At 69.9% G+C, this 13,184-nt stretch carries 12 protein-coding genes and 1 pseudogene; 8 read left to right on the plus strand and 5 right to left on the minus strand.

Features of this window, described 5'->3' with window-relative positions; genetic code table 11:
• Nucleotides 1–4: 4 nt before the first annotated feature.
• The 8 genes from ACW5E8_RS03650 (at nucleotide 5) to ACW5E8_RS03685 (ending at nucleotide 5,834) form a co-directional block, all read left to right on the plus strand.
• Nucleotides 5–751 carry an aminotransferase class IV gene (locus ACW5E8_RS03650; RefSeq protein WP_456964129.1) on the plus strand — a complete coding sequence of 249 codons (747 nt, stop codon included), beginning with the start codon at nucleotides 5–7 and terminating at the stop codon, nucleotides 749–751.
• 75 nt (nucleotides 752–826) lie between these two features.
• Nucleotides 827–1,927, plus strand: a complete 1,101-nt coding sequence (locus ACW5E8_RS03655) for a YjgN family protein (RefSeq protein ID WP_456964130.1) — start codon at nucleotides 827–829, stop codon at nucleotides 1,925–1,927.
• Nucleotides 1,924–3,012, plus strand: a complete 1,089-nt coding sequence (locus ACW5E8_RS03660) for a M48 family metallopeptidase (protein WP_456964131.1) — start codon at nucleotides 1,924–1,926, stop codon at nucleotides 3,010–3,012. Before ACW5E8_RS03655 ends, ACW5E8_RS03660 begins: the two co-directional genes overlap by 4 nt.
• A gap of 103 nt (nucleotides 3,013–3,115) precedes the next feature.
• Complete coding sequence (gene rpsP, locus ACW5E8_RS03665) at nucleotides 3,116–3,379, plus strand: 30S ribosomal protein S16 (protein WP_456964132.1); 264 nt, start codon at nucleotides 3,116–3,118, stop codon at nucleotides 3,377–3,379.
• A 37-nt stretch (nucleotides 3,380–3,416) separates the two neighbouring features.
• Nucleotides 3,417–3,929: a ribosome maturation factor RimM gene (gene rimM / locus ACW5E8_RS03670; protein WP_456964133.1), complete on the plus strand. Its 513-nt coding sequence runs from the start codon at nucleotides 3,417–3,419 to the stop codon at nucleotides 3,927–3,929.
• Between the two features lie 32 nt (nucleotides 3,930–3,961).
• Complete coding sequence (gene trmD, locus ACW5E8_RS03675; RefSeq protein ID WP_456965232.1) at nucleotides 3,962–4,744, plus strand: tRNA (guanosine(37)-N1)-methyltransferase TrmD; 783 nt, start codon at nucleotides 3,962–3,964, stop codon at nucleotides 4,742–4,744.
• Between the two features lie 126 nt (nucleotides 4,745–4,870).
• Complete coding sequence (rplS, locus tag ACW5E8_RS03680; protein WP_456964134.1) at nucleotides 4,871–5,308, plus strand: 50S ribosomal protein L19; 438 nt, start codon at nucleotides 4,871–4,873, stop codon at nucleotides 5,306–5,308.
• Nucleotides 5,309–5,417: 109 nt separating this feature from the next.
• Nucleotides 5,418–5,834 carry an RNA-binding S4 domain-containing protein gene (locus ACW5E8_RS03685; protein ID WP_456964135.1) on the plus strand — a complete coding sequence of 139 codons (417 nt, stop codon included), beginning with the start codon at nucleotides 5,418–5,420 and terminating at the stop codon, nucleotides 5,832–5,834.
• 83 nt (nucleotides 5,835–5,917) lie between these two features.
• Here ACW5E8_RS03685 and ACW5E8_RS03690 read toward each other — a convergent pair.
• The 5 genes and pseudogenes from ACW5E8_RS03690 to ACW5E8_RS03710 form a co-directional block, all read right to left on the minus strand.
• Nucleotides 5,918–7,457 (minus strand): annotated as a pseudogene (locus ACW5E8_RS03690) (catalase); the annotation flags it as partial.
• Between the two features lie 115 nt (nucleotides 7,458–7,572).
• The gene (locus ACW5E8_RS03695) at nucleotides 7,573–8,172 is read right to left on the minus strand and encodes a DUF937 domain-containing protein (RefSeq protein ID WP_456964136.1); all 600 of its coding nucleotides are present in this window, start codon (nucleotides 8,170–8,172) and stop codon (nucleotides 7,573–7,575) included.
• Nucleotides 8,173–8,231: 59 nt separating this feature from the next.
• A complete protein-coding gene (locus tag ACW5E8_RS03700) occupies nucleotides 8,232–8,936 on the minus strand; it encodes an MOSC domain-containing protein (protein ID WP_456964137.1) in 705 nt (234 codons plus the stop codon).
• Nucleotides 8,933–11,503: a DNA mismatch repair protein MutS gene (mutS, locus tag ACW5E8_RS03705; protein WP_456965233.1), complete on the minus strand. Its 2,571-nt coding sequence runs from the start codon at nucleotides 11,501–11,503 to the stop codon at nucleotides 8,933–8,935. The genes ACW5E8_RS03700 and mutS overlap by 4 nt, the downstream gene beginning before the upstream one ends.
• A 67-nt stretch (nucleotides 11,504–11,570) precedes the next feature.
• Nucleotides 11,571–13,022, minus strand: coding sequence for a diguanylate cyclase (locus tag ACW5E8_RS03710; protein WP_456964138.1), 1,452 nt, complete (start codon nucleotides 13,020–13,022; stop codon nucleotides 11,571–11,573).
• Between the last annotated feature and the right edge of the window lie 162 nt (nucleotides 13,023–13,184).

A 13,184-nucleotide genomic window follows, 5' to 3' on the forward strand; every position in this document is an offset into this window, starting at 1 on the left:
CACGATGGTGGCCGCAATGGACGTGGGCGATCCCGCGGCCGCAGGCCACTTCACCACGATGCAGGTGCGCCACGGCGCGGTGCAGGGCCTTGCCCTGCACCTGGCCCGGCTGCGCGATGCGACCCTCGACATGTATGGCATCGCCCTTGATGGCGACGCGCTGCGTTCGCGCATGCGGGCGGCGCTGGCGGGCAGCGGTGATGCGTGCACGCTGCGTGTGGTGGTCCGGGGTGACGTGGTCGACGGCAAGGCCGGCATCGATGTCGACGTGGAGATTGAACCTTCGCGCGAACCCCGCTCCAGCTCCCTGCGCCTGCGCGCCCATCGCGGACTTCGCGTGCGCCCGGGGCTCAAGCACCTCGCCATCGGTGCCCAGCTCGACGCACGCCGCGCCGCCCAGGCCGCGGGCTTCGACGACGCGCTGCTGGTGGCTGCCGATGGCTGCATCGCCGAAGGCACGTTCTGGAATGTCGCGTTCTGGGACGGTAACGTGGTGACGTGGCCGGACGCGCCAAGCCTGGACGGCGTCACCCGACGCCTGCTGCAGGGTGCGCTGACGGCGGCAGGCGTGCCGCAGCATCATCGACCCTTGGCACTGGATGCGATCTCCGGGATGCGCGCTGCGGTGGCGCTCAACTCCCGTGGCGTACAGGACATCGCGTCGATCGACCGCCATGCACTCGTCGGCGACGCGCACTTCGTTTCCACGCTGCGCACGCTGCTTGCGGACATCCCCCGACACGCGCCCTGAGTGCGACCGCGGGAGCCGGCTCGCAAGCAGGGCGGGTCCCGGCTAGGATGGCCCCGGTTTTAGGGGGAAACCAACATGCTCGAAATCATTCCGACCGCGCCGGAAGACGGCGCGGAGACGACGCACTTGCCTGAAACGGTCTGCCATCGTCCTCAGTTCTCCGGCACCGCCGGTGAGTACTTCGGCATCTGGATCGTCAATGTCGTACTGACCATCCTCACGCTCGGCATCTACTCGGCCTGGGCCAAGGTGCGCACCGAGCGCTACTTCTACGCGAATACCCGCATCGACGGCTCCTCGTTCGAGTACCTCGCCGATCCGATCCGCATCCTCAAGGGGCGGTTGGTCGCGTACGCGGTGGTGGCGGCGCTGGTGGTGAGCTCACAGTCGATGCCGGTGCTGTACATGGTGCTGATCCTTCTGCTGTGGCTGTGCGCGCCGTTGATCGTTTGCCTCGCCGTCCGCTTCCGCGCGCGCTACTCGGCCTGGCGCGGGGTCCGCTTCGGTTTCGATGCCACGGTCGGCAGCGCATACGGACCGTTCCTGGGCTGGGTGGTGCTGGCCGGCGTCACCCTGGGCGTGCTGTCTCCGATCGCCAAGCGCAAGCAGCACGCGTGGCTGGCTCGCGGCCACCGATTCGGCTCCGCACGCTTCGCCTACGACGGGCGCGATGAGTCCTATTACCGGCCGTGGCTGGTGGCGGTGGGCCTGGGCTTCGTGCTGGCCGTGGTGGTGGCGGTGGTCTTTGGAGTCGTGTTCGCAGGCTTGGGGGCCGAGGAAGGCAGTGAACCCGATGTGGCGGCAGTCCAGGCCGCGGTCATGATTCCCATGGCGGTGTTCTACCTCGGGTTGTTCGGACTGCTGACCTACCTGCGCACCCGTCAGGTCAACCTGCTCTGGAACCACAGCACGCTGTCGGGGGTGCGATTCACTTCGACCCTGCGCGTACGCGACGTGGCTTGGCTCTACTTCAGCAACCTGGTCGCGATCCTGTGCACGCTCGGCCTGGCGACGCCGTGGGCGATGATCCGCCTGGCCCGCTACCGGGCCGACCATCTGATGCTGGAAAGCGATGGCGGACTTGCGGCGTTCAGCGCCGCGGTTGGTGGCGAGCGCGGGGCGGTGGGCGCGGAGATGGTGGACGCGCTCGACATGGGTCTCGACATCGGCCTGTGACCGCGATCCCTGCGCAGTGGCATGACGGTCGGAGCACCGCGTCGCAAGCGGTGCGCATCGAGCGCGTGGGTGCGGGGCTGCTGCGCCTGCATGTCGACGGCGGCGGCAGCGTGGACTGGCCGCTGGTCGAGGTGGCACTCGCGCCGCGGCTGGGCTCGACGCCGCGCGTGCTGCGCCGCCCAGGACACGGGCAGCTGGAGTGCGCGCACTCCCCCTTGCTGGAAGCGTGGTTCCCGAGACCGTCCAGTCGGATCGAAGCCATGGCGGACTGGCTTGAGCGCCGGCGCGCGGCGATCGCGGTGGCTGCCCTGGTTGCGGTCGCGTTCGTGGCAGTGTTCTTCAACATCGGCGTGCCGTGGATGGCGAAGCTTGCGGCCGAGCGCGTGCCGGTGGCCGTCGAGCGCGCCGCCAGCGACCAGGCCGACGCGCTGCTCGGGCGCCTGTACTTCGACGACAGCCGGCTGCCGGCGGCCCGGCGCGAGGGGCTGCTGCGGGGCTTCGAGGCGCTGGTCGACGGCGAGCCGCGCAGCGAGCAGATGCGGGTCGCGTTCGTGCATGCGCCGGTGATCGGTGCCAACGCCTTCGCACTGCCGGATGGACGCTTGTACGTGACCGACGCCTTGGTCGAAGTGGCCGGGAGCGATGACGAAGTGCTCGCGGTGCTCGCGCATGAGGCCGGCCACCATGTGCACAGGCACGGCATGCGGCGCGCGCTGGAAGGGGCCTCGGCGATGCTGATGGTGGGCCTGGCCTTCGGCGACGCGTCCGGATCCTCGCTCGCGGTGTCGATCCCGGCCACGGTGATGGGCAGCGCATTCTCGCGTGGACACGAGACGGAGGCCGACGATTACGCGCTTGAGCTGCTGGCGCGGCGCGGTATCGACCCCGGCGCGTTCGCGACGATCCTGGGCCGCATCGCCGGCGAGGCCGGCACCGACGATGGCGTGCTGGGCTATGTCGCCTCGCATCCGTCGACGGCGCGGCGAATCGAGGCGGCACGGCGCGCCGGCCAGGCCGCAGGCCGGGATCCAGGCGTGCCGCCGCCGGGTCGCGGCGGGGAGGGAGGCACGGACGAGAGCCGGTGAATGCCCCGCCGATCCCGGGAGGGTATCGCGCTGCGCCATGGCTTCCGCTACAATTCGCGGCTTACCTCGCCACCCTGGCGACTGGGCAATACGGAAAAACACCATGGTCAAGATCCGCCTCACCCGCGGCGGCGCCAAGAAGCGCCCCTTCTACCACATCATCGTCACCGACTCGCGCAGCGCGCGGGACGGCCGCAACATCGAGCGCGTGGGTTACTACAACCCGGTCGCGCAGGGCGGCGAGCAGCGCGTGGTGCTGGACACCGCCCGCGTCGACCATTGGGTCGGGCAGGGCGCGCAGCTGACCGACAAGGTCCGCGACCTGTACAAGGACGCGGTCAAGGCCTCGGCGGCGGCCGCCGCCTGACGGCCCGGCCGCGCCTCCGGGCGCGGCCATCTCCTTCATGGACACCTCCGGGCGCCGCATCCTGCTGGGCAGGGTCCACGGCGCCTTTGGCGTGCGTGGCGAACTGAAGCTGGAATCGTTCACCGATCCGGCGCGGGCCATCTTCCGCTACCAGCCCTGGATCCTGCGCGACGCACAGGGTCGTGAGCGCGCGCTGTCCGACGTGAACGGACGCGAGGGCGCGAAGGGCCTGGTGGCGACGGTGCCCGGCATCGAGGACCGCGACGCCGCCGAGGCGATGCGCGGCAGCGAGATCTGGGTGCCGCGTTCAGCGCTGCCGCCGCCCGCACCGGGAGAGTATTACTGGGTCGACCTCGAGGGCCTGCGCGTGGTCAACGTGGAGGGTGTCGAATTCGGCACCGTCTCGCACCTGTTCTCCACCGGTGCCAATGACGTGTTGGTGGCGCGTGGCGACCGCGAGCGCATGATTCCTTTCGTGACGCCCGACTACGTGGTGTCGGTCGATTTCGAGGCTGGCCTGGTCACCGTCGACTGGGACCCGGACTTCTAGGCATGGCCGCGGAAGGCGTCACGCAGCCTGCGATGCGCATCGACGTCGTCAGCCTGTTCCCGGACTTCGTGGCCCAGGTCGCCGGACACGGCGTGGTCGGGCGGGCCGGCGAGCGCGGCCTGCTGGCCCTGCACGGCTGGAACCCGCGCGATTACGCCGAAGGCAACTACCGCAGGGTCGACGACCGCCCCTTCGGTGGCGGCCCCGGCATGGTGATGCTGATCGATCCGCTGCGCGCGGCCCTGGCCGCCGCCCGCGAAGCCGATCCGGCCCCGGCGCGCGTGGTCTACATGAGCCCGCAGGGGCGGCCGCTCGACCAGGCCAAGGCCCGCGAGCTGGCCGCGTTGCCGCGCCTGGTGCTGCTCTGCGGACGCTATGAAGGCGTGGACGAGCGATTGCTGGTCGCTGAAGTCGACGAGGAGCTGTCGATCGGCGACTACGTGCTGTCAGGTGGCGAACTGGCTGCGGCGGTGGTGGTCGATGCCGTCGCCCGGCTGCTCCCGGGGGCGTTGAATGATGCGGAGTCCGCGGCCCAGGACAGCTTCGAGCCGCCCGCCGACGGCGAGGACGGGCCGCTGCTGCTGGATTGCCCGCACTACACGCGACCGGTCGAGCACGCGCTCGGGGCCGTGCCGCCGGTGCTCCTGTCGGGCAACCACGCCGGGATCGCCCGCTGGCGCCGGCAGCAGGCGCTCGGGAGGACCTGGCTGCGTCGCCCGGACCTGATCGACCTGGAGGCCCTGTCGCCCGCCGACCGGCGCCTGCTCGATGCCTGGCTGGCCGAAGCCGGCTTGCCGCCCGCCGGGCAGGCCTAAGCCTCTAGCGCGCAAGGGAAAAAGCGCGCTACAATGCGCGGCTAGCTACAACCACGCCAAGACGCGGGTCCACGTGCACTCGCGCTACAACAGCCCACAGGGCACTACCAACAGGCATCCACCATCATGAACAAGCCCTCGCTCAATACGCTGCTGCAGAACTTCGAGACCGAGCAGGTCACGCGCCAGCTCCCCGTCTTCGGTCCCGGCGACACCGTGATCGTCAACGTCAAGGTCAAGGAAGGCACGCGCGAGCGCGTCCAGGCCTACGAGGGCGTGGTCATCGCGAAGAAGAACGCCGGCCTGAACTCGTCGTTCACCGTGCGCAAGATTTCCCACGGCTTCGGCGTCGAGCGCGTGTTCCAGAGCCACAGCGCCGCGATCGACTCGGTCGAGGTCAAGCGCCGCGGCGCCGTGCGCGCGGGCAAGCTGTACTACCTGCGTGAGCTCGAAGGCCGCAAGGCGCGCATCAAGGAAGACCTCGCCGGCAACGCCAAGGCCCGCGCGAAGGCGGCTGCCGAAGCCGCTGCCGCCGCCGCCGAACCGGCTGCGTCTGCCGAGTAAGCGGCACGCGCGCATCACGCGCGCAATGTGTTTCGCCGGACGGCCGCCCCAGGGCGGCCGTCCGCGTTTGCGAGCCTTGGAAGTCCCGCGCCGGCGCTAGAATCCGCGCATGGCAGAGCGATCAGGCGAACCGGGCGCGCTCGACAGCGTCCGCATCGATGTGTGGCTATGGGCCGCACGCTTTTTCAGGACGCGCACGCTGGCACGCCAGGCGGTCGATACCGGCAAGGTCGAGGTCGGCGGGCAGCGGCCCAAGGCCTCGCGAACGGTGCGCGTGGGCGATGCGCTGCGCGTGGTCCGCGCGGACGAGGTGTTCGAAGTCGAGGTGCTTGGCCTGTCGGACGATCGTGGACCGGCACCGGTTGCACGCGGGCTCTACCGCGAGTCGGACGCCTCGCGAAGCACGCGCGAAGAGGCGGCGCTGGCCCGGCGCGCGGCGCGTGACGGCTATCGCGCGCCCGAACATCGTCCGGACAAGCGGGCGCGGCGGTTGATCCGCGCGCTGGGGGATATCGACGCCAGCTGAAGCGTCCAAAAGAAAAGCCGCATCCCTTCGTGAAGGGACGCGGCCGTACTTGGGTGCACGCTGGAACCGTCCTTCCCCGGTCGGCCGGGGAAGGACGCTGGAGCGTTATTCCTGGCCGAGGCTGTTCGGCGACTGCTCCGCGGCGAAGGCGCCCAGCTTGCGCAGCGCGGCAGCGACGCCTGCACCGTAGGCCGGGTCGGCCTTCGTGCAGTTGCCGACGTGGCGCTGCTTGATGAAGTCCGGTGCATCGCCCATGGCGCGCGCGGTGTTGTCGAACAAGACCTGCTGCTGCTCCGGCGTCATCAACCGGAACAGGTCGCCGGGCTGCTTGTAATAGTCGGCGTCGTCTTCGCGGAAGTTGAACCAGTCGGCCACGTTGCCGCTGATCTTCAGCGGCGGCTCGCGGAACTGCGGCTGCTCCTGCCACTGGTTGAAGCTGTTGGGCTCGTAGTGGGGCAGGCTGCCGTAGTTGCCGTCCATGCGCCCGGCGCCGTCGCGGTGGTTGCTGTTGACCGGGCAGCGCGCGGCGTTCACCGGGATCTGGTGGTAGTTCACGCCCAGTCGATAGCGCTGCGCGTCGGCGTAGTTGAACAGGCGCGACTGCAGCATCTTGTCCGGCGAAGGGGCGATGCCCGGCACCAGATTGCCCGGTGCGAACGCGGCCTGCTCGACGTCGGCGAAGAAGTTCTCCGGATTGCGGTTGAGCTCGAACTCGCCGACCTCGATCAGCGGGTAGTCGCCCTTGGGCCACACCTTGGTCAGGTCGAAGGGGTGGTACGGGACGGTGTCGGCCTCGGTTTCCGGCATGATCTGGACATACAGCTTCCACTTCGGGAAGTCGCCGCGCTCGATGGCGTCATACAGGTCGCGCTGGTGGCTTTCGCGATCATTGCCGACGATCTCGGCGGCCTCGGCATCGGTCAGGTTCTTGATGCCCTGCTGGGTGCGGAAGTGGAACTTCACCCAGTAGCGCTCGCCCTGCGTGTTCCAGAAGCTGTAGGTGTGCGAGCCGAAGCCGTGCATGTGGCGGTAGCTGGCCGGGATGCCGCGGTCGCTCATCACCACCGTGACCTGGTGAAGGGCCTCGGGCAGCAGCGTCCACCAGTCCCAGTTGTTGGTGGCCGAGCGCATGTTGGTGCGCGGGTCGCGTTTCACCGCCTTGTTGAGGTCGGGGAACTTGCGCGGGTCGCGGATGAAGAACACGGGGGTGTTGTTGCCCACCATGTCCCAGTTGCCTTCCTCGGTGTAGAACTTCAGCGCGAAGCCGCGGATGTCGCGCTCGGCGTCGGCCGCGCCGCGCTCGCCGGCGACGGTGGTGAAGCGGGCGAACATCTCCGTCTTCTTGCCCACCTGCGAGAAGATCGCGGCGCGGGTGTACTTCGTGATGTCGTTGGTGACGGTGAAGGTGCCGAAGGCACCCGAGCCCTTGGCGTGCATGCGCCGCTCCGGGATCACCTCGCGCACGAAGTTGGCCAGCTTCTCGTGCAGCCACACGTCCTGCGAAAGCAGCGGACCGCGGGGGCCGGCGGTGAGGCTGTTCTGGTTGTCGGGCACCGGGGCGCCGAACTGCGTGGTGAGATGGGTGACGGGGCACTTCTTGCCGGTGTCGGACGGATTGCTCATGGTGCTGGTTCCCCTTTGCTTGGAGGTGGACGGAGCCTGGAATCGACTCTACGTCCCCCTGATAGAAATATGAAATCGAATTAAGGAACTCGATTGATAGCGCAAGGCTATCGTCTTATTTCTTGCCGAAGAGTCCGCCGAGCTTCATCAGGTCGCCGATGCCGAGCTGGCCGTCGCCGTCCTGGTCCAGGACCGCGCCGAGGAGGCCGCCGCCGAGCCCGCCCTGCTGGCGGATCTCTTGCTGTTCCTGGCCAAGGAGGCCACCCAGTGCCTGGGCACCGTTCGCGTCCCGGGCACCACCACCGGCCATCGCGCGCTTGGCGAGGTAGGCCATGACGATGGGCGCCAGCATCTTCAGCAGTTGGCCCGCCTGGCCCTCGCCAAGTCCCGTCGCCTGCGCCACGCCGGTTTCGGCCCGCGCCTGGTTGCCTCCGAAGATGTGGCCGAGGATGGCGCCGCCCTGGCCGCCGCCGCCGAGCACCGCGCCCAGCACGTTGCCGATGTCGGCGCCGGCGTGGTCCTTCTGCAGCGCGCCGAACAGCGACTGCGCGCCCTGCGGCTGGCTGGCGTTCCTGCCGAGCGCGCCCATGATCAGGGGCAGCGCGGCGCTGATCGCCGCGGACGATTGTTCCTGGCTGATGCCGAGTTGCTGGGCGAGCTGGCTGGCGGGCGCGCCGCGAAGCTGGGCGGCGAGGTCGTCGGTGAGGGTGGCCATGGCGGACTCCTGCAGATGGCCCCTGATAGTAGCGCCGGCGCGAGGCGGCGTGGCGCGGCTCAGTCCTGCGGCGGGCCGTCGATGCGTCGCCCCCAGTCCTCGACCTGGCGGGAAGCGAGGCGGTGTTCGAGCAGCTTCCGCCACGACGGCACCAGCGGCAGGTCGAGTGCCTCGCCCAGCTGCGCAGGATCCAGCACGCGCCCGGCAAGGAGATGCGTGAGTCGTCGCAGCGGCCAGCCGGCCCAGGGCCGTTCGACCAGCGTCAGCACATCCCCGGCCTGCGCGTGGCCCGTTTGCAGCACGCGGTAGTACCAGCCGGTGCGTCCGGTGTCCTGGACGCGACGCGCCATGTCCGGCACGCCGAAGCGATCGTTGAGCTTCCAGCACGGTTGCCGGCCCTGGCTGACTTCCAGCATCGCGGTGCCCAGCGCGTAGCGGTCACCGATGCAGACGGTGCCCTCATCGAGACCACGGCTGCTGATGTTCTCGCCGAAGGCGCCGGACGTGGCGAGCAGGGGCAGGTCACCCAGTTCGGCGCGCCAGGCGGCGTAGTGTTCGAAGGGATAGTGGTGCACCGCCTTGTCGATGCCGCCGTGCACGCGCAGGTCGCCCTGTTCGTCGCCATCGAGGCCGAGTTCGCCGATGCGCACAGCCCCGCTGCGCGGTGTCTTGGCGATGCCGCTGCGGCTGCCGGGGCGCGTGTAGGGCACGGCGACGCCCGTCAGCAGGGCGTCCACGCGAACGCTGGCGCCGGGGTCGCTCATGACAGTGCTTTCAGGCGGTACAGCGCTTCCAGTGCCTGCTTCGGCGTGAGTTCGTCTGGATCGATGCCGGCCAGTGCCTCCAGCGCCGCGGACGACGGCGCGAACAGGCCGAACTGCTGCGGCGCATCCAGCATCTCCGCCGACATCGGCGGCGACGCCGCGGGTCCCTGCTGCTCGAGCTCCGCGAGGCGTGCGCGGGCCTGGCCGAGCACGGGTTTCGGCAAACCGGCCAGGGCCGCCACCTGCAGGCCGAAGCTGCGGTTGGCGGGGCCGTCCTTCACCGCGTGCATGAACACCAGCGCGTCGCCGTGCTCCACCGCGTCGAGGTGCACGTTGGCGATGCCGCTGCCCGGCGTCGCCAGCGCGGTGAGTTCGAAATAATGCGTGGCGAACAACGTGTAGCAGCGGTTGTGCGCAGCGAGGTGGCGGGCGCAGGCCTCGGCCAGGGCCAGGCCGTCGTAGGTCGACGTGCCGCGGCCGATCTCGTCCATCAGTACCAGCGACTGCGCCGTGGCGTGATGCAGGATGTGGCTGGTCTCGCTCATCTCGACCATGAAGGTGGACTGCCCGCGGGCGAGGTCGTCGCCGGCGCCGATCCGGGTGAGGATGCGGTCGATCGGGCCCATGCGTGCGCGCGACGCCGGCACGAAGCTGCCGATGTGGGCGAGCAGCACGATCAGCGCGTTCTGGCGCATGTAGGTGCTCTTGCCGCCCATGTTCGGGCCGGTGATCACCAGCATGCGGCGGTCGTCGTCGAGCATCAGGTCGTTGGGCTCGAAGGGCTCGTCGCGCACCGCTTCGACCACCGGGTGGCGGCCGCGTTCGATCTCGAGGCAGGGCGCGTCGACCAGTTCCGGGCGCGACCAGTCCAACGCCTGCGCGCGCTCGGCCAGGCCGGCGAAAACGTCGAGTTCGGCCAGCGCACCGGCGCAGCGCCTGAGTGATTCCAGGTGCAGGTTGAGCTCGTCCAGCAGCTGTTCGTAGAGCAGGCGTTCGCGGGCGAGTGCGCGTTCGCGGGCGGACAGCACCTTGTCCTCGAAGCCCTTCAACTCCTCGGTGATGTAGCGCTCGGCGTTGGTCAGCGTCTGGCGGCGCGTGTAGTGCGTCGGCGCCTTCGCCACGTGCGCCTTGCTGATCTCCAGGTAGTAGCCATGCACGCGGTTGTAGCCGACCTTGAGCGTGGCGATGCCGCTGGCTTCGCGCTCGCGCGCCTCGAGGTCGACGAGGAACTGGTCGGCGTGGGTGGAGAGCGTGCGCAGCTCGGCGAGCTCGGCGTCGTAGTCGTCGGCGAACACGCCGCCATCGCGGGCCAGCACTGGCGGCTGCCCGACGAGCGCATCGGCGAGCAGCCGGGCCTGGGCCTCGTGTTCGCCCAGACCGGCAACCAGCGCCTGCAGCCGCGGTGAATCCACTGGCGCCAGCAGCCGGCGCAGCGCCGGCAGCAGGCCCAGCGCGTCGCGCAGGGTGGACAGGTCGCGCGGCCGCGCCGAACGCAGCGCGATCCGCGAGAGGATGCGCTCGACGTCGCCCAGCGCACGGAACTGCTCGCGCAGGTCGCGCTCGACGCGATCGTCGATCAGCGCGCCCACGGCATGGTGGCGCTGGGCCACCACGGTGCGATCGCGCAACGGGCGGTGCAGCCAGCGGCGCAGCAGGCGTCCGCCCATCGGCGTCACGGTGCTGTCGAGCACGCCAAGCAGTGTGTGCTTCTGCTCACCGTCCACGCGCGTATCGAGCTCGAGGTGGCGTCGCGTGGCGGCGTTCATGGCGATGGCGCCGTCGCTCGCCTCCACGGCGATCGAGGTCAGATGCGGCAGGCGCTGCTTCTGCGTCTCCTCGACGTAGCCCAGGAGCGCGCCGGCCGCGGCGATGGCCAGCGGGCGGTCGTCGATGCCGAAGGCGGTGAGGTCGTGCAGGCCGAAGAAGCGCAGCAGCTGGCGGCGGCCGCTGTCGGCGTCGAACAGCCAGGGCGCGCGCCGGCGCAGGCCACCGCGTGTGGTCGCGAACACCGGCCAGCCTTCCTCGTCGGGCAGCAGCAGCTCCGCGGGATCCAGGCGCGCCAGCTCGGCTTCCAGGGCATCGTCGCTGGTGACTTCGTTGGCCAGGAACCGGCCTCCGGCCAGGTCGGCCCAGGCGAGGCCGTAGCCGGACTTTCCGCGGCTGACGGCCAGCAGCAGGGTGTCGCGGCGCTCGCTCAGCAGCGCCTCGTCGGTGACCGTGCCGGGGGTGACGATGCGCACCACTTTGCGCTCAACCAGGCCCTTGCTCGTGGCCGGGTCGCCGACCTGCTCGCAGATCGCCACCGACTCGCCCAGGGCCACCAGCCGCGCCAGATAGCCCTCCGCCGCGTGGTGCGGCACGCCCGCCATCGGGATCGGCGCCCCGCCCGAGGCGCCGCGCTGGGTCAGGGTGATGTCGAGCAGCTTCGCCGCGCGTCGCGCGTCGTCATGGAACAGCTCGTAGAAGTCGCCCATGCGGAAGAACAGCAGCACGTCGGGGTGCTCCGCCTTGGCGGCGAAGTACTGCTTCATCAGAGGGGTGTGTTCGGGCGTCTTGTCCAGCGTCATCTGTCCGGCGGGCGGGGCGCGCAACGGACGCGCCCGACCCGGGATTGTAGCCGGGCAGGCAGCGCGTTCAGCGCTGCAGTGCGCGGGCGCCCGGCGTCTCCGGCGTGGCTTCGCCGGCCACGCTGACACGGTCGCGACCGCCGCGCTTGGCCTGGTACATGGCCGCGTCCGCACGGACCAGCACACGCTCGTAGTCGGGATGGCCGTCCTGCAGGGCGACGCCGATGCTGGCGCTGAGCGGCAGCTTGCGGCCATCCGACAGGGACACGGGTGAACCCGAGATCGCCTTGCGCAGGCCGTCGGCGATGGTGATCGCCTCGGCTTCGCCCACCGAGCCGAGCACCACCACGAACTCCTCGCCGCCGTAGCGGAACAGGTAGTCGCTGCCACGGGTGTTTTCGACCAGCAGCGCAGCGACGTGCTGCAGGGCGCGGTCGCCGGCCTCGTGGCCGTGGCTGTCGTTGATCGCCTTGAAGTGGTCCAGGTCGATCATCAGCAGCGCGAACTGGCGGCCGGTATTGGCCTGCAGCGCGATTTCGCGGCGCAGGATCGTGGGCAGGAAGCGGCGATTGAGCAGGCGGGTCAGGGTGTCCCGACCGGACTCCAGGTCGCCGATGCCGTCGAACATCATCGAGATCAGGTTGCGGATCGAATCCGCGGCCGCGCGCAGGTCGTCGAGCAGTGCGCGGCGCTCGGCGGCGCTGGCGGCCTGCGGCAGGCGCTCGCGCAGGGCGGTGTCGATGCGTTCGGCGAGCAGGTTCACTTCGCGGGTCTCGGCGCCATCACCGAAGCTGGCCATGCCCTTGTGCAGGAACCACAGTCCAAATTCCGATCGCGAGACCAGCAACGTCCGCGCCGGGCCGGGGTTCTCGTCGGTCAGCGCGTAGATCAGCGCGTTTTCCCAGGCCAGCAGCAGCGCACGCTGGCGTTCGCGCTCGGTACCGATGTTCTGGATCAGCGAGAACAGCCGGAAGGATCCGTCCAGCGCGCCTGCGGCGTCGCGGGAGCGGACGTAGGCCCGGGTCATGGTTTCCAGCGCGATGTCGATCAGGCTGTCGGCGCAGATGACGGCCTCCAGTGCCTGGGCATCGCTGGCGGCGCGGGCGCGGATTCTGGCGCGGAGATCGTCCTTGAGCATGCGTGCGCCACGGCTCACCAGGTCGACCGGGATGTCGATGCGCGCATGCACGTGGCCCACGTGTTCCTGCGTGGCCTGGAGGGTGGCGACGTCGGTGGATCGTGCGGCGAGCAGCTCGCGCAGCCAGCGCTGGAGCGAAGGCTTGAGGCGTTCGGCGACCTGGCCGGGACTGAGGAAGCGCGATGCCCGCGCGTCTTCAAGCATGTGTCCGTAGAAGTGGTCTGCCAGGATGGGGCCCGTGTCGGCGGCCACGGCGACCAGTAGGGTGCGCACGTCCTCGGTCACGGCCTCGAGGCGGCGGACCCAGTCGGCGCTCAGGCGGGGGTCAAGTGGGGCGGTGGGGCCCGGGAGGGCGCTACCCGTGGTTGGGGATGAGGTCATCCCGCTATTGTCTTACGCCGGTCAATGCGAATGCTGAACGTGCCCCGGAAGGGGGCTCCAGCGGCGCACATACGCATGCGTCCGGAATTGTGCTAGCGTCGCCTCAAGGCAGCGGAATCGCCGCCCGGGCCAGTCCCCCCACGCAGGCCCGGTGCGTGCCGC

The sequence above is a fragment of the Luteimonas sp. A649 genome (assembly GCF_054072735.1).